Source organism: Chryseobacterium wanjuense (genome assembly GCF_900111495.1).
Lineage (GTDB): Bacteria > Bacteroidota > Bacteroidia > Flavobacteriales > Weeksellaceae > Chryseobacterium > Chryseobacterium wanjuense.
Genome location: NZ_FOIU01000001.1, coordinates 123,576 through 143,923 on the forward strand (window position 1 = coordinate 123,576; position 20,348 = coordinate 143,923).

Sequence of the window (20,348 nt, forward strand, 5' to 3'; positions counted from 1 at the left end):
CTAAATGCTAAATAAAATCAGTAAATTTGTCTACTATGGAAACACGCGAAAAAATCATCATTATTGGAGGTGGTTTTGCGGGACTGCAACTTGCAAAAACATTGAACAATAAAAATAAAAAAGTAATTGTTCTGGATCGGGTAAACCACCACATGTTCCAACCTCTATTTTATCAGGTAGCGTGTGGGAGGATCGAGCCTTCCAATATTTCTTTCCCTTTCAGGAAAATTTTTCAGCGTTCCAGAAATACGCAGTTTCGTTTAACGGAAGTTAAAGAAATTGATACCGCAAACAATAAAGTCATTACGGACGAAGCCGATTTCAGCTATGATAAATTAATCATCGCGACAGGCTGTAAAACCAATTTTTTCGGCAATAAAGATCTTGAAGGCAGAGCTTTCGGAATGAAAAATACTCAGGAAGCGATCAGCATCAGAAATCATGTGTTAATGACTTTCGAAAAACTGATTATCGAGAAAAGCCGAAGCGACGACGGAAACTGGAATATCGTTATCGTAGGAAGCGGTCCGACGGGAGTAGAATTAGCCGGAGCTTTTGCGGAAATGAAAAAAGAAATTCTTCCGAGAGACTATCCGTATATGAATTTTGATCATCTTAAAATCATTCTGATAAGCTCTACAGAAAAACCATTAGCGGTAATGAGTCCTGAAGCTCAGGAAAAATCTGAAAAATATTTGAAAGATTTAGGAGTAACATTCCTGAGTCAGGAATATGTTACAGATTACGACGGCGACAAAGTGTACATGAAAAGCGGGAAGAGCATTCCTTCTAATAATGTAATCTGGGCAGCAGGTGTGACGGGAAATGTGGTAGATGGTTTTTCTCAGGAGAATTTAATGAAAAACAGATATATAGTCGACAGATATAATAAAGTAAAAGGCTACGAAAATATTTATGCAATCGGGGATATTGCCTACATGGAAACACCAAAATATCCGCAGGGTCATCCGCAGGTTGCCAACGTAGCGATTAATCAGGCAAAAAATTTAGGAAAAAACCTTTTAAAGAAGGGTGTTAATGATTGGGTAGAATATGAATATGATGATAAAGGTTCATTGGCAACCATCGGAAAACACAGGGCTGTTGTAGATTTACCATATATAAAATTCCAGGGATTTCTGGCATGGTATTTCTGGATGTTTTTACACTTGATGTTGATTTTAAGTGTAAGAAATAAACTGGCGGTGTTCTTCAACTGGATGTGGAGCTACTTCAATAAAGATTCTTCTTTACGATTAATAATTTTGCCCAATAAGAAAAACGAAACATTACAATGAGAATTGACATTATAAGCGTACTTCCGGAATTGATGGAAAGTCCGTTTCAGACTTCTATCTTAAGGAGAGCGATGGATAAAGGATTGGCAGAAGTACACTTTCATCATCTGAGAGATTGGGCCACGAACAAGCACAGGCAGATAGACGACGAGCCTTACGGAGGCGGGGCGGGAATGGTAATGATGGTAGAGCCGTTGGACAAGTGCATTTCTGAACTGAAATCTCAAAGAGAATATGATGAGGTAATTTACCTTACTCCGGACGGGATCACTTTAAATCAAAAAATCGCCAATACACTTTCTATTAAGAATAACCTGATCTTTTTATGTGGCCATTATAAAGGAATAGATCAGCGTGTGAGAGATCTTCATATCACGAAAGAAATATCGATCGGTGATTATGTTTTAACGGGTGGAGAGTTGGCTGCGTGTGTTTTGGCAGATTCTGTGATCCGACTTCTTCCCGGTGTTTTGAATGACGAGCAAAGCGCATTGACGGACAGTTTTCAGGATGATCTGTTATCTCCGCCGATTTATACAAGACCCGAAGTTTACAAAGGTCTGGAGGTTCCTAAAATTCTTTTAAGCGGAAATTTTGGGAAAATTGAAGAATGGCGTCATGATGAAGCAATAAGGATTACGAAAGAAAAACGTCCTGATCTGCTAGGAAATTGATCGTTAAAATTTGTTAAATAAGAATTATTTTTCTATTTTTTAAAAAATTAAGTTTAGAATGGAATAAAAATTGCTCGTATTTGATTTATGATTAAAATTTAGCTTAAATTCATATTGATAAATAATTTTTATTCTAATAAATTTAAGTTTAATATATTTTTTTAATTTTACTTTAATCAGAGATAAAAAAGAATAATTAAAAATTTTAACCTAATATTAGTAAATAGATTTTTATTTTTTGTTAAGAATGGTATATTTTGAGTAAGAAATTAATGTGAAAAATATACAAAATAATTAATGATATATTAAAAAAAATAATAAATTTACATTCTGAAGTTGAGATGTAAATTTTAATTTTAAGAAATACGTGTTGATGGAGCTGTTCAGTTTTTACAACGTTGAAAATTTATTTTTACCGGATCCAATGCCGAAACATAAGTTAGACCCCACCATATCGGGGCTTAGGAATTGGGACGAGAAAAAATATCAGAACAAGCTCTTTAAAATATCACACGTCTTTCAGCTGATGAAGGAGGAAAATGGTGTATTGCCTTTTATGATCGGTTTGTCAGAAGTTTCCGGAAGGAAAGTGTTGGAAGACCTTGTGAAGATGGAACCTTTTAATTCGCAGTATGGAATTGTCCACTACAATTCTATGGATGAAAGGAATGTAGATGTAGCTTTATTGTATGATATGAATAAGATTGAAGTGGTAGACTCTCAAACTATTACTTTCTTCTTTGAAATAATAAAAAAAAACACAGAAAACTACGACACAACTAGGGATGTACTTTATTCAAAAGTAAAATATAAAGGAGAGGTCATTAATGTTTTTATCGCGCATCTTCCCTCTAAGCGTAAGAAAGATATTAATAAACCCAAAAGAGCCTTTATACTTAATGAAATTCGGGGGCGAATTTTGAATTTAGTCAATGAAGAGAAAGAACATGTGATTTTGTGTGGTGATTTTAACGAAAACCCAGATGATGAAAATTTAGTAAAAATTCTCTATGATGACGCGCATGGAAAGGTTTTAGAAAACCCTTTTCAGCAGTTATTTTCCACAAGAAATTATTCTACTTTTCATTATAAATCTGGACTGCTGTTTGACCAGATCATTTTGTCGAAGTCTTTCTTCACAAAACAATCTGCTCTGCATTTTCAGGACGCGGAAGTATTCCGATCCGAAAAAATCAGCAGCCGGAACAGGAAATTTGAAGGGCGACCCTTCCGAACTTATGCAGGTACACGGTATTTGGGCGGATACAGCGATCATTTTCCGGTTTTCGTGAGTTTCAAAAAAGATGGCACAACGTAAAAACATGAATAATAAAAAAAGTAGAAAATGAAAAATTCAAGCAACACAAACTATCATTTAGATTCAATCGACAAGGAAATCATTTACATGTTGATGGACAATGCTAAAACGTCATTAGCGCACATTTCGAAAAATGTTGGAATTTCAACAACTGCCGTTCACCAGAGAATTAAGAAACTGGAACATGCGGGTGTGATTGAAAACTCAATTTCATTCTTAAATCCTAAAAAAATCGGATATAAGGTTATTTCGTATATTGGTGTATTCCTAGATCAGCCAAGCAACTATCCTGATGTGGTAAAATCTTTAAAAGATATTAATGAAGTGGTGGAAGCTCATTATACAACAGGAAACTATACAATCTTCCTGAAGGTTCTTTGCAAGGATAACGATCACTTGATGCAGATTCTTAGCAAACTTCAGAAACTAAAAGGAGTTACAAGAACAGAAACTTTCATATCTTTGGAACAAGGTATTTACAGACAATTGAAAGTATAACAGATTATGAATATTGCTCAGTATTTGGATTCAACTTATTTGAAAACGCCCGCGCAATCAGGGCTTTCAGATGAAGAAACTTTACAGATAGATAAAGATCTTGCTCAGGAAGCGATCGAAAACGGAATTTTTGCCGTGATGATACGCCCGGATTATGTATCTGAAATCAAAAAATATCTTCTGGAAAGGAATTCAAATGTTGTGGTAGGAACTGTAATCGGTTTTCACGAAGGAACTTATTCCATCGATGAAAAACTGGCAGAAGCCTCAAAAGCAATAGCTGACGGAGCCGATGAATTGGATTTTGTTATTAATTATAATGCATACCTGAAAGGAAATCTGGGCTTGGTAAAAGAAGAATTTGTAAAATGTACACTGTTGTGCGTGCAGCATCATAAAATTGCAAAATGGATTATTGAAATTGCAGCTTTATCTGATGAACAAATTGCAGACCTTACTAAAAACATTTCCCATTGGGCAGAAGAGAACTTTTCTGAAAACGACCTGTCAAAAATTTTCGTAAAATCTTCAACGGGCTTTTATAAAACTACCGGTGAAAAGCCTAACGGAGCAACATTTGAAGGTGTAAAAATAATGCTTGATAATGCCGGGAAACTTCCTGTAAAAGCTGCAGGAGGGGTAAGAACTCCCGAAGATGCGGAAAAAATGATCACTATGGGCGTAAAAAGAATAGGAACTTCTTCAGCATTGGCTTTAATTAAAAATCAATCTGCTTCTGAAGGTTATTAATACAAAAATATTTATTTAAGATAATGCAAAAAGAAACCCATCAGTATTGATGGGTTTTTTATTTTTTATGCCTGTTGAGCTAGATATTCTGAATAGAACTCTTGAGTTTCTTTGATCAGAGCATCCATTTCCTCTAAAGTAAAGACTTCCAAAAATTTCTTTCTGAAATCTTTAAAGTGAGGAACCCCACGGAAATAATTGCTGTAATGCTGTCTCATTTCGATCAATCCCAATCTTTCGCCTTTCCATTCTGCACTCCATTCTGCATGTTGGCGAACGGCTAATAATCTGTCTGCAATCTCAGGTGCCTGCAAATGTTCCCCGGTTTTAAAGAAATGTTTAATCTCATTAAAAATCCATGGATAACCAATCGCTGCACGACCGATCATGATTCCGTCGCAGGCGTATTTTTGTTTGTACTCCAAAGCTTTTTCAGGAGAATCGATGTCACCGTTCCCGAAAATCGGAATTTCAATATTTGGATTTTGTTTAATTCTTGAAATATGTTCCCAATCCGCTTCACCTTTGTACATCTGCGCACGGGTTCTCGCGTGAATGGTCAGTGCCTTGATTCCGGTTTCCTGAAGACGTTCTGCAACTTCATCAATGTTGATGGATGTGCTGTCCCATCCCAGACGGGTTTTTACCGTAACAGGAAGACTGGTAGAACTTACCACGGCTTTTGTAAGACGAACCATAAGGTCGATGTCTTTCAAAACTCCGGCTCCGGCTCCTTTGCAAACCACTTTTTTTACCGGACATCCGAAATTGATATCTACAAGATCGGGGTTTACAGTCTCCACAATTCTTGCCGACATGGCCATTGCCTCCTCATCACCACCAAAAATTTGGATTCCGACAGGTCTTTCGTAATCGAAAATATCTAGTTTTTTTCTACTTTTTATCGCATCACGAATTAGCCCTTCAGAAGAGATAAACTCAGAATACATCAAGTCTGCACCATGCATTTTGCACAGCCTTCTGAATGGCGGATCACTTACATCCTCCATCGGTGCAAGCAAAAGCGGAAATTCCGGCAGTTCTATGTTGCCTATTTTTATCATGGCGCAAATTTACAAAATTCTAAATTATGTAGTAATAGAGTTTATAAGTAGTAATTATTTGAATTAATAAATTGAATTAAACTGCGTAGAAATGCTTTCAGCATATAAAAAATAATGATTTAAAAACAAGCAACCAAAACTAAAAACTCGCCTTCACCTGCATACTTCCAATGTGAATTGTTCTGTCTCCAGAATTTCTTCCTTCGTAGTTTAAATTTAATTGTAAGAAAGAATTGATCGCCTGCTGAATGAAAACACTCCAAACCTGGTTTTTCCCCGGCTTCAGACCATCCAACATCTGGTTTCCGACAATGCTAAAATTATTGCCTGTAAAATTATTATTAATGAAAGAAAAATTACCCCTAATTGTGGTTTTTCTGCGCTCCCACTGGATTGTTCCTGTGATATCAAATGCTTTCAGAAGCTCTTCTCCATCCACTCTGTCTTTTTGACGGAAAGCCGAAGAAAGCTCGGCCTGAATGGCGTCCGTAAACTTATACGTAGCTTTTGGCTTGGTTTCAAAATTATTCAAACGGTAATCTCTCGTCTGGAACAACTGCGATGAATTTTGAATATCATGAACGGAATTTTCCCAGTCTACCCGGAATTCTTTGTTAAACCAATATCCGATATTTAAGAAATGGGAGGTTTGTTCCCTTTCTTCGTTACTGAAATTGGCATTCACAAGATTGTCATTCGAGATAAAGCGGTAGTTTCCGTTCCAGCCGGATTTTTCTGTCGGGCTGAACTGTACAGATGCCAGAATATTCTGATTTTTAAGAATCTGGTCATCATTTTTTTCAAAAGGATTTAATACTAAAACTCTATCCTTTTTATAGAAAGAGTTTTGTGAATTTAATGAAATATTAAAATTCCAACGTTTTAAAAATTTATTTTCAGAATTAAATACAATGGAAGGATTCACAAATAAAGCCAGCTGAATTTTATTCTTATTGGAAGGAATATACCTCACGGAATTCGTATAAACCCGGATGTATTGTGCCAAATCTGAATATTCAGCAATCTCAAATTCGTCAAGCTGCTGTACGCCATCGCCATTATAATCTGTCCATTTGTAAATACCTTGTCCGTCCGTTACTTTGATATACTGAAATTCTCTTTGCGCTTCCTGTCCGTTTCCAAGCTCGTAGAAAGCCTGCAAACGCATACCATTCCTGAAAAGCTGCTGGTTGTAAAGAATATTGCCGACTACAAAATCATTGTTTCTGGACACATCAATATCCTGATTCTGATAGAAGAATTTTCTGTAGTGGATTAGTGCATTCAGTGTCGTTTTTTCGGTTTTAATGATCTGGCTTTCCGCCATGAAACCTAAGATATTATTCATGCTCTGAAGCCTGTTGTCACGCACCGAGTCGTTGTCACGCATATACACTTTCGCGAGCAATTTTGTTCTTGTACTGTCTCCGATTTTCTTTTGAACAAAAATTTCTTTCCAGCTGAAACTGGTGACATCCATAAGCTGGGTGTCGTTGTATTTCTTTTCGTTGTGTTCCATGCTTCCACCCAATGCCCAGCTTCCTTTTTTGCCGGTATATTCGGTTGAAACACCACCTCGTATGAATTTTGTATCCTGAAGTGTGGCCGTTGTATTCAGGTAAGATAAACTACCTTTTGTGAAAAATTTTCCTTTGATCCAGCCAAAATCGAGGTCGTTTTTAATTCCTTTATAAGAATCTTTTTCATCAAGATAATTGATTCTGTAGTTTAAAGTTGATTTGTTATTCCATTTATTAAGGAAGCTGAAAATAAATCTGTTTTGCGTTCTTCCGCTGAATTCCTGCGTAAGGTTGAAATCTCTTGAGAATTCCACATCATTGATCCGGTCGAGAATGTGAAACTGACTGTCTATATATTGATATTCAAAATTCGGAGTTCCTTTCCAATTGTTTTTGGAGAATGTTTTATTTCCGAAAACCCTCCACGCATAGCCGATATTTTGATATGAATCTCTTGAAGAAAATAAATTCACATCATAATTACTCAAAGAAATATCTGCACCTATTTTTCCGTCTTTTAAAAGATATTCGGAGTTTAAGGAATAGACCTGTGATTTCTCCGGAGAAGGCAGTTTTCTTACGGCTCTGTAATCTCCCTGGTTTGGCCCGACATATTCAAAAACACGTCCGTTATTGGTGGTTTGTGTAATTTTATAATCACCAAGATTAGCCCCGAAATAGGTGAAAGAAACCGTATAAAGCGTCTGGGTCGCATCTGTAGAAAATTCGTAATAATTTCCATTAGGATTTTGAATCAGTCGGTAAAGGATTTTGTTCACATCATATTCTGTTACCACACCGGACGGAGCGTACATGAGGTTCGGATTGTTTCCTGCTTCAGCAAGAATTTTTTCGTCCTCAGGAGAAAGATTTAAAGAAAGCGGAGCATTTTTGTTGTCATTTTCCATAAACCAGTTTAATCCCAGTTTTAATTTTTCTCTTTTATGCTCAACTTTTCCTGTGAATAAATATCTTGAATAATTTCTATTGGTATAGTTATAAGAAATCGTAATGAAGTTCTGCTGGAAAATCGGTCGGAAACTGGTAAAGGTAACTTCACCCGTATTGTAATTAATGATATAATCTTGGTTTTCACCACGCTTCATTAAAATACCATCAATAAAAACCTGCTCAGAACCTGAGATCAGAGTGATAAACTGCTCGCCGTTTTTCCCAGTAAGACGGTAAGGTCCCTGGTTTCCTTCAACCCCCTGAAAACGAATTCTGTTGAATTCACTTCGAGCGACACCGGCCGAGATATCTACAAAAGTTTTATTTTCTTTACCGAATTCCGTCTGAAATTCAAGACCCATGCTTCGTCTCTGGTATTTTGCAAAATAATTTTTAGCTTCTACCAAATCAAGATGTCCGGCTCTGAGGATAGATTTATCCTTAATATTCAGCTGCATATAGATCTTGTCAAACTCTTCCAGGGTCTGTGTATATCCATCTGCCTGAATCGGTAAGTTGTGATCTGAAATACTGGCCAAAATCGTGACATCCTTAGAAAGTCTACCTGAAATTTGAAGATCCATCGAACTCTGCACCGATTGTCCCTGATTATTACCAAATGTAATCCCCCGAATAATCGAACCTTTAGAATTAAGTTCTCCTAAAAATCTTTTTTTGTCGTTTCTGGCAAGTACGGCTTCATCTACAATTACCCTGTTGCTGGTTTTTACAAAATCAAGGGTGTCTTTGGCGAAAATATCCTGTTCAAATTTTGCGGCGAGGATGCTGTCATGCCTGATACTATCCTGCCTGAGACTGTCTTGGGGAAGGTTGGGGTTTTTCCACGTGAAAACCTGGGCGTTACCAGAAAATATGCCCATGAAGAGTAACACGAATATTAGAATGTAATTCCGCAAGCCTTCTTTTAAAATAATTGGTAAAAATAACTAAAAAATGTTAACGATAAGGGGTTTAGCATCATTAACAAAAAATTAATCCAATTATTGTCTTGTATTGAAAAAATGAAGTAATTTTGTTACGTAAATTATTAATAATTAAAATTTTAAATCATGAAGAAAATTTATTCGTTTTTTGCTGCAGTTGGTATGGCTGCTAGTTTTATGGCACAGACAACAGTAGCTTCGGATAATTTTAGCTACACCGGAGCTTTAAATGCAAATGGATGGGTATCTCACAGTGGAACAGCAGGACAGCTTACAGCAAATGGATCTACAGCAAATTTAGCCGCAGGAAATTCTGAAGACGTAAACCTTGCTTTTTCTACAGTATATACCATTGCTCCAGGAGTTGTAAACAAAGCAGATTATTCAGCTACAATCAATGTGCCAAATGGTACTGGCCTTACTACTACAGGGGATTATTTTTTAATGCTTGGTGGTACAGCAGGTGCATCTGTAACTTTTTTCTACGGAAGATTGTATATTAAAGGAAGCGCTACAGGATATACATTAGGTGTTTTAAATAACAGTGGAGGAACTGCCACACCGGCTTACGGTACTGAGATTCCTTATGGAACTCCTGCAAATATTACAGTAACATATACGATAGATAATTCTGTAACTCCTGCTACTAATGCAGCGACATTACAAATCAACTCTCAACCATTATTGACAAATGCTACAGGTACTTCTGCAGCGGCGACTCAGTTGGCATCTGTTGCGATCAGAGAGGCTGGTAATGCTTCATCAGGTACAGGAAATATCAGTATTGATAACTTAGTGGTTAGAACATATAGTTCAACTTTAGCGGTTTCGGATGTATCTAAAGCTAAAGGAAACTTGGTTAAAAATACTTTCGTTACCAATGAAGAGATCACTTTCGGAGCTCAGGCTAAAGATGTGAAAGTGTACAATATGTTCGGACAAGTAGTAAAAACTGCTTCTGTAAAAGAAAACGAATCTTTAAATGTTTCTGAATTACAAAAAGGAAGCTATATCGTAACAGGTACAGTAAACAACCAGCCTGTTTCTCAAAAGATTTTAAAGGACTAATTTAAAAATATTTCAGATATTCAAAACAGCCATTTCCAGTGAAGTGGCTGTTTTTTTTGTTTTAAATTTTTAATAATTAAATAGAATAAATTAATGTAAAAAAGTCATTATAATTTGATTTGTTTTAAATTAAATAAATGTATATCAGTGTATTGTTGAATTTAATTCACTACTGTGGTACTATTTTTGTACTCTCTAAGCCATCATCACACAAAATAATTTACCATGAGAAAAATTTTTACTTTTATCGGATTCGTTTCGGTAATTGCATTTGCGAATGCTCAGATTGTTATCAGTGAAATTTATGGTGGAGGGGGAAATTCGGGATCAACACTGAAAAATGATTACGTAGTCTTGAAAAATATTGGTTCGGCTACAGCTTCATTAACGGGCGCAACATTACAGTATGCTCCTGCAGCAGGAACTTTTACGCAATATCATACATTACCCAATATTACTTTAAATCCGGGACAAACCTACCTGATTCAGGAAGCGACAGGAGGTGGAGGAACAGTCGATCTCCCGACTCCCGATTTTATTGCGACCACAGTCGTTAACTTTGACGGAAGCCCAAATCCTTCTGTAGGAATCGGGATTGCCGTCACTTCAGGGAAAATTGTCATAGCCAATAATAATGTTCAGGTTACCGGACCAACAAGCACAAATGTTGTAGATTTTGTGGGATACGGTACTGCAGCCAATCAATATGAAGGTCCGGGACCGGCGCCTTCTCCTACAACAACAACGGCTATTAAAAGAATTTCCGGGGATACCAATAATAATACGGTAGACTTTACAACCGGTGCTGCCAATCCGATCAATTCTACGGGAGGTACACTGGCGATTTCTGATGTTGATTTTAATTATTCAAAATTCCATTTTATTCAAAATTCTTTTGTGAAAGAGAATGAAATAATTTTTGGAGGCGAGATTAATGACGTGAAAGTGTATAATATGTATGGTCAGGTTGTAAAATACGCACCTACCAGATCTTCCTATTCTTTGGATGTCACAGAATTGCCAAAAGGAAATTATATTGTAACAGGAACTATTAATAATGAACCTGTTTCGCAGAAAATTTTAAAAGATTAAGTAAGTTAATTAATCATATAAGTTCAAAGAAACAGTTGTACGAATTGTACAGCTGTTTTTTTAGTACCAACCTCTTCTTGCCGCATTAATAATGGAACTTAGGTTGAGAACAAGCGTATACCTGATTCTTTTTGCATAGTCTTTGAACCCGGGCTCAAAACCTAAAGAAGATTGTATCGGGAAATAAATCTCAAGGAAATCCGGAATTACCCGCACTTTTACCCCACTGTCCCAAATAAATTTGGTCGCCTGGTTTTTATTATCATAAATACCTGCATCGGCATACACATGGAAAATTTTCCAGACACTTGTATCGAGGTTGACGGAAGTAATCCATTTATTTACACTTCCCGGAATGAAAGATTTAAAACCACCATCAGCCAAAATAAACTGCTGAGATAAAATCCCGCCGGTTGCACTTTGTCCCAAAAGGTTATAAGAAAAAGAATAATCTGAAACTCTTGAAATACCGTAGTTGAAGGTATTATTTCGTGTTTCATTCCTTACAAAATATCCTGCAAACAATCGTACACTCAGTTTTTGCCTTGGTGCAAATTCCCAACGGTAGAATCCTTCTGCTGTAATTTTGTTGAAATCTTCCATCCATTGTGTACTTACGCTTAAACTTTTTTCGTGAATACTTTGGCTGTCAGAATATCCATAACCGGCACTCCACAAATTATATTTGCCATAATCGTTCTTGGCAATCATTGCAGGGCTCAGATCTCTTTCAAAATAATTGTAAGAAAGAGCGATTCCACGGCTTACCGTACTTCTCGGATTTTTTCTGAAATTAATAGTTGAATACAATGAAGCTTTTCGATATGCCAGATCATAATCATAATGAAAATAAGAACCTGAAACTCCGAAAGTAAGGCTTCTAAAGATACTTTCTGCAGGCAGGAAAGAGTAGGAGACTGCTCCCGAACCTGTAAGTTTTCCCGTCCCCGTACTGTATGTAGGCGTGATGGAATACAAGAATTTCTGATCAAAAAAAGACTGATTTTTAAAATTAAATCCAATCAAAAATTTATCATAAGTATTATTAAAACGAACTCTTGGGCTTATATAAATTTCATTAAACTCAGGGTTTGGGATGTCTTTGATCAGTTTTAGCTTGATCTTTTTGGCATTTGAGAAGAACCCTTTTGCATACAGAAAATTATCCCTGTATTTTGATTCGGGGAAAATGTAATCGTTATTCAGCGTGATTTTGTAAATATCCAGCGCCGGAATAGAAAATGTTTTAGATTTTTCGTTTTCTTCGTTTTCTACCCAATATTCTTTTTTATCGCCTTCTTGTGTTTCAGTTTGTAGCTTAACAGGAATATTTGCTAAAGTATTTTTCTGAATTTTAATATTTAAAGAATCATTTTCTTTTTTGAATTTTCTTAATTTAAAATTAACCCTGTTCTTATGTTCCAAAAAATTGGATAAATAGGAAGTTCTCTTATCCTTTTCTGCAAGTTCTTTAATGAAATCTCTCGGATCGACTTGTTTGTCGGTGTTTTTTGCAATGAAATTCTGAACCAATTGATCAAAATTTTCATAGCCCATTTTGTCCGCAGAATAATTGAATAGGCTTCCTGTTTCAAAACTGCTGATCGCCATGTCATTAAAATTACTCAAAACAGTATATTTTTCAGCAATTTTCTGATCTAAGTTTTGGGACATGATGTATTGATACGCCAAACCGTAACGATCAATAAGTTTTACATTTGAAGCATGGAATAATTTCAATGGTTTTACACCGAAAACTTTCGTTTCAGGTAAAGCGCCCAATAATTTTGTATCAGGATAAAATTTCTTTAAATATTGAATTTCAAGGTAAGATTTTAACCCATTTTTAAACCAATGATAATCTTGTTTATCGGTAATAATGCTTTCGTCTAAAACTTTTTTAGCAATAATTCCGAAATAATCAAGGTCGGTTTTTTCTGCATCGGTAAAAAGCTGGAATCTGAATTTCCAGAAACTGATGTCATTATTTCCGAAAAAATCTTCTTTCCCTCTGAATTTATCAGAAATAAAAATTCTTTCCGGGATAAAACCGATTCTTTCTTTAATAAATTTTAAATGTAAGGGAAGATAAAATTCCAGGTTTTGCTTCTCTTCAGGACGCAAATTGTACCCGAATTTCACTTCGGTATTAACGTCTGAAGTATTAATTTTTATTGATGGATATTCGTTTTCTGAAATTAAAAACTCAGGATCGGAATCCAGATATCCTTTGAAGGAGTTCATCTGAATCTGCTGCAGATTACTTTCAATAAAATAATTCACAGGAAGATCGAAATTCACTGTCCAGTATGTGTTGAAGCTTACCGATTCTTCAATATCATGGTAATCTCTCTTGGAAATATTGTCCGGATCAAAGCGATCCGGAACAATAAAGAAATATTTTAGAGCGATGCTTTTATCAGAAGTTCCGTATCCTGTAAATTTTTTATCAGGAAGCTGAATCTGATACTGCAGATGGAGTTTTATTTTTTCTCCGGGTTTTAAAACTTCTTTTAAAGGAAGGAAGAAATTCTCATCAGAAATATCGCTGACAATAATTTCCTGATCCGGATTTTTTATTTGTAAGTTCAGCAGTTTTCCGAGTTCTTCTTTTTTAGCAAAATGAAGATCCGTATTTCTGTCTTCAAGTTTTCTGTAAACGAGTGAAGTTCCTCTTCTGTTATACGCTGAAACCCAGTTTAAAAGCTTTATTGTATTTAAATCTTTTCCCGAATTGTTGTAATACACCAGATCCTGATTGACGTCCAGCGTTTTTTTATCTGAAGACAATCTGGCTTCAATATAAATGCTGTCCTTCTGTGCAGAAACTTCTGCAACACCCAGAAACAAAATAAAATAGATACTAAGCTTTTTCAATTATTTGTGATAAAGTGCCAAATATAACTTATTTTGTTTACACTTCGACTGATTTTAATTTAACTTTGAATTACTTTTTTGTCTAAAGAATTTAAATAAGCGTTCCACCCTTCATTTTTATAAGTAATCGCTGCTTCTGCAGGGTTTTCTGCTTTATAAATTCCTCTTCCTACGATGATGAAATCTGAGTGCAGTGTTTTGAAAACATGCTCAGGTGTGTTGTATTGCTGCCCTTTTCCATCGCCGGAATCTGCCAGATTTACTCCCGGAGTGAATAATAACATCTCTTCCGGAAGCGGGTTCTGAGAAACTCCTCCGATCACATTTGGATGAGATAAAGCCACTTTTAAAGCTTCTTCTCTGTAGCTGTTTGTCGTTAAAGTTCCTTTTGAAGACATCCCGATAATGGCAACTACGCCTACATTTTTGAAGCAGTCTAAAGATTCAAAACCTCCAATTACCTGTGAAGTGACGAAATCTGCCCAATCTGTAATCTTGAAAACTCCGCTTGTAAACTGAAGCTCCTGTGTATTTCCGATGTCTGCAAATTTTCTGTCTTCCATTAATAAGAAGTTGTGTTTTGCAGCCAATGCTTTCAATGGAGTGATTGTTTTATCGTATTCGAAATCAGAAATGATATCGATATGTGTTTTTAATGCAATGACGTGCGGACCTACTTTTTCAGCAAGATCCAATAATTCCTGAGTCGTGGTAACATCTGCAGAAGCAATTAAATTCGATTGTTTTGCCAATGCAGTCTCTAATAATTTTTTAGAAACGGAATGCTGAGCATTATTAAGTTTCTGCTCGTAAGAAGATCTCGTTTTTTCTTCAAACTGGATGTGGTTTCCCTGTAAGAAATCCTGAATTCTTTTTACTTCATCATCACTTAATTCCCCATTTTCCTGAAGAATTTCGCAAACTTCTGAAATATTGAAAAGTGTATGAACTCTGAAGCCTTTGCTTTCCAGAAGCTGTTTTCCGCCTTGCTCTCTATCCAGAACTACAACGATGTCAGCTACTTTGATGTCTTCCTGCTCGATTTCAGCAATGGTTTCGATCAAAGATTTTCCGGAAGTAATTACGTCTTCTACCAAAAGACAGTTTTGTCCTTTCTGGTAAATACCTTCGATCATTTTTTTAGTACCGTATTCTTTGGCTTCTTTTCTTTTGATAATCAATGGGATATAGCTTTCCAGAGACATTGCCGTAGCCATCGGAAGCGCAGCATAAGGAACCCCGCAGATCAGATCAAAATTGTCTAATGGAAGCATTTCCAATAAATAATTTGCCAGATTTTTCAAAATTTTAGGATCTGAAGCTAAAGGTCTTAAATCTACGTAAAACGGACTTTCAATACCGCTTTTCAATGTAAATCTTCCGAATTTGATGATACCAAGCTTGTAGCATTCCAAAAAGAATTCTTTTTTACTTTCCATTATTTTTTATTAGATGTTGCAAATTTAAGGAAATGATGTTAAATGTCAATTGTGAATTTTGCTTTGCGGATGAATAGTGAGTTTTTAAACACGAATCACGCAAATATTTTCACAAATAAACACAAATATCTGCGAGAGAATTTTTTTTAACGCAAATATTTTTATTTAAATGGGCAAAGAAAAATCAACAAGTTGATTTGATGAAGCTTTGCCGTTAGCTTCGTGCAGCAAATTTATTTGTCTTAGCTTGCTCAAAAGAATTTTATTTTTAAAAAAAACTTTGCGTTTAATTAATAGAACACAAACATCTGCATAGTCAACGAAATCTGCGAGAGACATTTAATCTCAATATTTTAAAACTCACTGCGAAGCAAATTGATCATTACCCATTCACTTTTAAAATATTTCACAAAAAAACCATCTTTAAAGGATGGCTTTTTATTTATTTTACAATTTCGGCGTCGATTACTTTCATGTTGCCCGAGTTGTACTTTTGCTCGGCTTCCCAAAGCAGGAATTTATCTACTTCCCTGATGAGTTTAGGGATTGCTAACGATAAAATCGCAAGGTCATCCAAGACTCCGATCACAGGAACGGCAACTTCCGGCAGAAGATCTATCGGGGAGATCACGTATAAAAGTCCCAGTAACGGCAAAATAACATCAATGGATTTTACTGGATATTGTCCTTTTTTCCACATTTTTACCATTCTGAAAATATCAGGAATTTTTTTTACGAAACCTTTGTGAGCGATGGCTTCCTTCGCCAAGTTTAATTTTGAGTACTTCATTTTGTGTTTAGTTTTAAATAATTTTTCAACTCTTTAAAATTCGCAAATTTTATACCAACTAATTATAAAATTTAGTTAAAAATTATTTTATGATATTATCAATGAATTGATGAGTAGACTCTGTGTTCCAATCTCTTGATGCATCTTCCTTGATTAAAATTCTTCCGTTTTTATCCAAAAGATAGGTTGTAGGGAAAACTTTCGGTAATATTTTCTCAGAAATAGGGCTTTGAGCAATATAAACAGGAACGTTATAATTGTTTTCTTTTAAAAATTTTCTTACTGCATCTTCCTTGTCATTCATCGCGATCAATACAAAATCGACATGATCTTTTCTGGTATCATATAATTTCTGGATAGATGGCCATTCTTTTCTGCACGGAGGACACCATGTTCCCCAAAAATTCAGGAAAACGGCTTTACCCTTGAAATTTTTCAGATTCGTATTAGGAACATTGATTCCCTGAAGCTCAACATCGTAATCTTCATCACTTACATGAACTGCATTTTCAATCGTTGCGATCGGGAAGAAAGTATCCTGTAATTTTTCCTTTACGCCCGGAACAAATGCAATCACTCCGATAATTACGATTAATACAAGGTAGATGATATTTTTTTTCATTTTTACTTTTTGATAAAAAATTATTTTAAACTGCGAAGGATTTATATTTTAATTGTGAATAAAATTACAACAATTCTAAAATCTCCTGAACCGCATCTTTCCCCCTGTTTTTAGCATAATAAATCTGAAGATCATTATAGAATGTATCTTTTGGATAGGCTTCAGGATCGGCTTTATATTTCATTAACAATTCTTTTCCGTATTTTGGACGTGGTCCCCAAGAATTTTTTACGTTAAAATCTTTATCCAGAATAATAACTTTCGGAATTGATTCTGTTCCGTTGGTTAAAAATTGATTAATTAAACTTTTATCACTGTCTCTAAGGAAAATTTTCACTTCGTTTTTGCCTTCGAAAAACTTAACCAAAGCAGGAACAGTCGAGCTTGCGTCACCACACCACACTTCAGAAATAATTAAAATTTTTCCGTCAAAGTTTTTGGATTCGAGTTCTTTTAACTGATCTTCATCCGGAACATACTTTTTCAGGGTTCTTTCAATTCTCTGAAGTCCCAGTTCGTAATATTGTTTATAATCGGTTTCCTGTTGAGATGCAGGATTTGCTAATCTTTGTTTTCCAATTTCAAGATATTCCTCGAAAAAGATACTTTTATCCCAGTAATTTTTCATTACTAAAAATTTATATTAAAAATTATTGATGTTTCTTGTTTTATTAATCAGAAATAAATCTGCCAAAACGAAAGCTGCAAGACTTTCCACGACAGGAACTGCTCTTGGAAGTACACAAGGATCGTGACGTCCTTTTCCTTCTACAATCACCGGATTTCCATCTTTGTCGACACTTTCCTGAGGCCTTAAAATCGTCGCTATAGGTTTAAAAGCCACCCGGAAATAGATGTCCATTCCATTGGAAATTCCTCCCTGTATGCCTCCTGATAGATTGGATTTTGTCGTAAAATCTTCGTTGAAAAGATCATTATGTTCTTTTCCCGTCATTTTTGCGCCGCAGAAACCGCTTCCGTATTCAAAACCTTTTGCAGCATTGATGTTGAGCATTGCTTTTCCCAATTCTGCCTGAAGTTTTGAGAAAACCGGCTCGCCGATTCCCACCGGAACATTTTTGATGACACAAGTGATGGTTCCTCCGATCGTGTTGCCTTCTTTTTTGATCTCTTTGATTTTTTCGATCATTTTTTCGGCAGTTTCCGCATCAGGACAACGAACTTCATTGCTTTCCGTTTTTGAAAAATCTAAGGCCTGATAAGGTTTTTCACAGAAAATCTCACCTACGGAAGAAACGTAAGCATTGATTTCAATATCTGACAAAAATTGTTTTGCTAAAGCTCCCGCAACTACCCAATTCATGGTCTCTCTCGCAGAAGATTTTCCTCCGCCGCGATAATCTCTCAAACCATACTTCTGATCATATGTAAAATCTGCGTGACTCGGACGATACGATTTCGCAATATGATCATAATCTTTAGATTTCTGATTTTCGTTTTCGATGATAAAACCAATGGGAGTTCCTGTTGTTTTTCCTTCAAAAATTCCTGAAAGAAACTGTACGGTGTCACTTTCTTTTCGTTGGGTCACAATCGCCGACTGCCCCGGTTTTCTGCGATCCAGCTCGTACTGAACTTTTTCGAAATCAACCGCTAAACCTGCCGGAAAATTATTGATGATCCCACCGTAAGCCAGACCATGGCTTTCCCCAAATGTTGTAAGACTGAGAAGATTACCTAGAGTATTTAACATGATACAAATTTACGGCTTTTTCTTCAGATAGAAAGCCCTCGAAATTTGTTCTATTTATATGAATTGTTGATAGAATTGATTACTTTTTCCGCTTCTTTTTTCTCTTCAGTGTTCAATTTTTTCCAGATAAATCCTTTTTTGATATTTTTTTCGTCAATCAGCTGTGGAAAGATGTTGGCTTTTATATCTTCAAAAATAAAACTTTCGGAAATAGCCGGAAGCTGGGTATCAAAATTATAAGGATATTTTTTTGAAACATTAAACTTTAGATTACCGATTTTATAAGATTGAAACTTATTATAATCGTAAGTTGATGGTTTGTAAAACTGTTCTTTTTCAAATTTCCCCATGAAATTTCCGAGCTTAAAACTAGGTAAATAAGTTTGAAGAATATTCGGTAAAGTAAGAAACCCAATGAAAATTATACTTAAAGCAGAAAATATAACAAGTGATTTTTTTTGATTAAAATAATTAATAAAAATTACAAAGAAAATCACGAAAAATACATCGATGAAGAATCTGTATTGAGCAGAAAATAATAGAACTAAAATACTTTTAATCAGAATTGAAATGCAGATTAAACTGATGATTTTATTCTTTTTAATGAAAGTGAAAACGATAAAAAATAATAAACTGAAAATGAAAAGGATATTGATTTTTGCCTTAATTCCATCTAAAAACAGCCAGTTTTTAATATAATCAAAACCGGAAAACTTTTGAATTTCCTCGTAAGAATACTGCATATCATACGTCTTTTGAATGGCGTATTGAGAAGAAATTTTCAAAACTTCAGGATTTGGTTTCCAACGAACTCCCAAATCTCCAATTGATACCGGAAAAACAGGGTAGCCGAAAGCGTAAATATTTTTAATGAAAAATAACAAGAGGATTACAATTCCGGGGATTAAATTTTTAATATTTGATTTAATAATGAAAATAGAGTAGAGGAAACTTACTATCGGAAGCCAGATCATTGTAGGTTTCATGGCAAAAACAAAAACCGAGAAGGCGAATAGGAGAGAAGTATTTTTATTTTCTTTTACAATTTCATTTAAAATAATTAATGAAAAAATGATTACCGGTAAATCTGGACTTGGAGATTGAGAAAATAATAATAAAACCGGAACAAAGCACAACTGGATCCAGCTTTTCTTTTCTATTATATATAAGGTATAAATTATTAATAAAATTGAATTGATTCTTAAAAACGGATCGGAGAAATTTGAAAATCCCGCCTGAAAGATATGCCATACCGACATCTGCCCTAAAGTAAGATCGAGATTTGAAATGCCTTTGATAAGCCCAAATTCCGTCAGCCATTTTATAGAAGGAACATAATATCCAAAATGGTCTAATATATAAGGATAGAAAGATCCGCAAAATAAAATAATTAATGAAACGATTGAAATGAGCGAATAATCTTTTTTTGAAAATCCGTAAAATTCCAGATATAATTTATCCTTAAAAAAATAAATCATTCCTAATAAAACGGTAGGAATTTCTACATATATATTTAAAGGAATAAAAAAAGCCAGTACAGTCCAGATCAAACTGATTCCCAGAATTCCGGATATAATTTTTCCTGCAATTCCTCCCAGTAAAGAACCGAAGAGATTCTCCATGATTTTCCCGAAACCCATTAAGGTTGGAACAATGATAAAGGTAGAAAGCAGAATAAAAACCATAAAAAAAGATTGCCTAAAAATAAGCAATCTTTCTTTGTTATCGT

The 20,348-nt window shown here is 35.2% G+C and carries 16 protein-coding genes; 7 read left to right on the plus strand and 9 right to left on the minus strand.

Annotated features, from left to right (window positions below):
• The first annotated feature begins 35 nt into the window (after positions 1 to 35).
• The 5 genes from BMX24_RS00505 to deoC all read left to right on the plus strand — a co-directional run bounded on the left by BMX24_RS00505 (position 36) and on the right by deoC (position 4,538).
• On the plus strand, positions 36 to 1,298 hold the full coding sequence (locus tag BMX24_RS00505; RefSeq protein WP_089790066.1) for an NAD(P)/FAD-dependent oxidoreductase: 1,263 nt from the start codon (positions 36 to 38) through the stop codon (positions 1,296 to 1,298).
• The gene (trmD, locus tag BMX24_RS00510; protein WP_089790068.1) at positions 1,295 to 1,972 is read left to right on the plus strand and encodes a tRNA (guanosine(37)-N1)-methyltransferase TrmD; all 678 of its coding nucleotides are present in this window, start codon (positions 1,295 to 1,297) and stop codon (positions 1,970 to 1,972) included. Before BMX24_RS00505 ends, trmD begins: the two co-directional genes overlap by 4 nt.
• Before the next feature lie 373 nt (positions 1,973 to 2,345).
• The gene (locus BMX24_RS00515; RefSeq protein WP_089790070.1) at positions 2,346 to 3,290 is read left to right on the plus strand and encodes an endonuclease/exonuclease/phosphatase family protein; all 945 of its coding nucleotides are present in this window, start codon (positions 2,346 to 2,348) and stop codon (positions 3,288 to 3,290) included.
• Positions 3,291 to 3,317: 27 nt separating this feature from the next.
• Positions 3,318 to 3,788 (plus strand): Lrp/AsnC ligand binding domain-containing protein, encoded by a 471-nt coding sequence (locus BMX24_RS00520; RefSeq protein ID WP_089790072.1) that lies wholly within the window; start codon positions 3,318 to 3,320, stop codon positions 3,786 to 3,788.
• 3 nt (positions 3,789 to 3,791) lie between these two features.
• Entirely contained in the window at positions 3,792 to 4,538 is a 747-nt protein-coding gene (gene deoC, locus BMX24_RS00525; RefSeq protein ID WP_089790074.1) for a deoxyribose-phosphate aldolase, read from the plus strand.
• A gap of 65 nt (positions 4,539 to 4,603) precedes the next feature.
• Here deoC and dusB read toward each other — a convergent pair whose 3' ends face one another.
• Together dusB and BMX24_RS00535 are read right to left on the minus strand one after the other, a co-directional pair.
• Positions 4,604 to 5,602 carry a tRNA dihydrouridine synthase DusB gene (gene dusB / locus BMX24_RS00530; protein WP_089790076.1) on the minus strand — a complete coding sequence of 333 codons (999 nt, stop codon included), beginning with the start codon at positions 5,600 to 5,602 and terminating at the stop codon, positions 4,604 to 4,606.
• Positions 5,603 to 5,741: 139 nt separating this feature from the next.
• On the minus strand, positions 5,742 to 8,954 hold the full coding sequence (locus BMX24_RS00535; protein WP_089790078.1) for a hypothetical protein: 3,213 nt from the start codon (positions 8,952 to 8,954) through the stop codon (positions 5,742 to 5,744).
• 189 nt (positions 8,955 to 9,143) lie between these two features.
• Here BMX24_RS00535 and BMX24_RS00540 point away from each other — a divergent pair, with 189 nt between their 5' ends.
• Together BMX24_RS00540 and BMX24_RS00545 are read left to right on the plus strand one after the other, a co-directional pair.
• Complete coding sequence (locus BMX24_RS00540; protein WP_089790081.1) at positions 9,144 to 10,085, plus strand: T9SS type A sorting domain-containing protein; 942 nt, start codon at positions 9,144 to 9,146, stop codon at positions 10,083 to 10,085.
• Between the two features lie 225 nt (positions 10,086 to 10,310).
• Positions 10,311 to 11,177 carry a lamin tail domain-containing protein gene (locus BMX24_RS00545; protein WP_089790083.1) on the plus strand — a complete coding sequence of 289 codons (867 nt, stop codon included), beginning with the start codon at positions 10,311 to 10,313 and terminating at the stop codon, positions 11,175 to 11,177.
• Between the two features lie 60 nt (positions 11,178 to 11,237).
• On the opposite strand, the gene BMX24_RS00550 is transcribed toward BMX24_RS00545, so the two are convergent.
• From BMX24_RS00550 to BMX24_RS00580, 7 genes are all read right to left on the minus strand, one after another.
• A complete protein-coding gene (locus tag BMX24_RS00550; protein WP_228404614.1) occupies positions 11,238 to 14,054 on the minus strand; it encodes a gluzincin family metallopeptidase in 2,817 nt (938 codons plus the stop codon).
• 59 nt (positions 14,055 to 14,113) lie between these two features.
• On the minus strand, positions 14,114 to 15,493 hold the full coding sequence (gene pyrF, locus BMX24_RS00555; RefSeq protein WP_089790085.1) for an orotidine-5'-phosphate decarboxylase: 1,380 nt from the start codon (positions 15,491 to 15,493) through the stop codon (positions 14,114 to 14,116).
• Positions 15,494 to 15,935: 442 nt separating this feature from the next.
• On the minus strand, positions 15,936 to 16,283 hold the full coding sequence (locus BMX24_RS00560; RefSeq protein WP_089790088.1) for a YkvA family protein: 348 nt from the start codon (positions 16,281 to 16,283) through the stop codon (positions 15,936 to 15,938).
• 82 nt (positions 16,284 to 16,365) lie between these two features.
• Positions 16,366 to 16,905 (minus strand): TlpA family protein disulfide reductase, encoded by a 540-nt coding sequence (locus BMX24_RS00565; RefSeq protein ID WP_089790090.1) that lies wholly within the window; start codon positions 16,903 to 16,905, stop codon positions 16,366 to 16,368.
• Positions 16,906 to 16,969: 64 nt separating this feature from the next.
• Entirely contained in the window at positions 16,970 to 17,533 is a 564-nt protein-coding gene (locus tag BMX24_RS00570; protein ID WP_089790093.1) for a thioredoxin family protein, read from the minus strand.
• A gap of 15 nt (positions 17,534 to 17,548) precedes the next feature.
• A complete protein-coding gene (gene aroC, locus BMX24_RS00575) occupies positions 17,549 to 18,619 on the minus strand; it encodes a chorismate synthase (RefSeq protein WP_089790095.1) in 1,071 nt (356 codons plus the stop codon).
• 50 nt (positions 18,620 to 18,669) lie between these two features.
• Positions 18,670 to 20,304, minus strand: coding sequence for an LIC_10190 family membrane protein (locus BMX24_RS00580; RefSeq protein ID WP_089790097.1), 1,635 nt, complete (start codon positions 20,302 to 20,304; stop codon positions 18,670 to 18,672).
• Between the last annotated feature and the right edge of the window lie 44 nt (positions 20,305 to 20,348).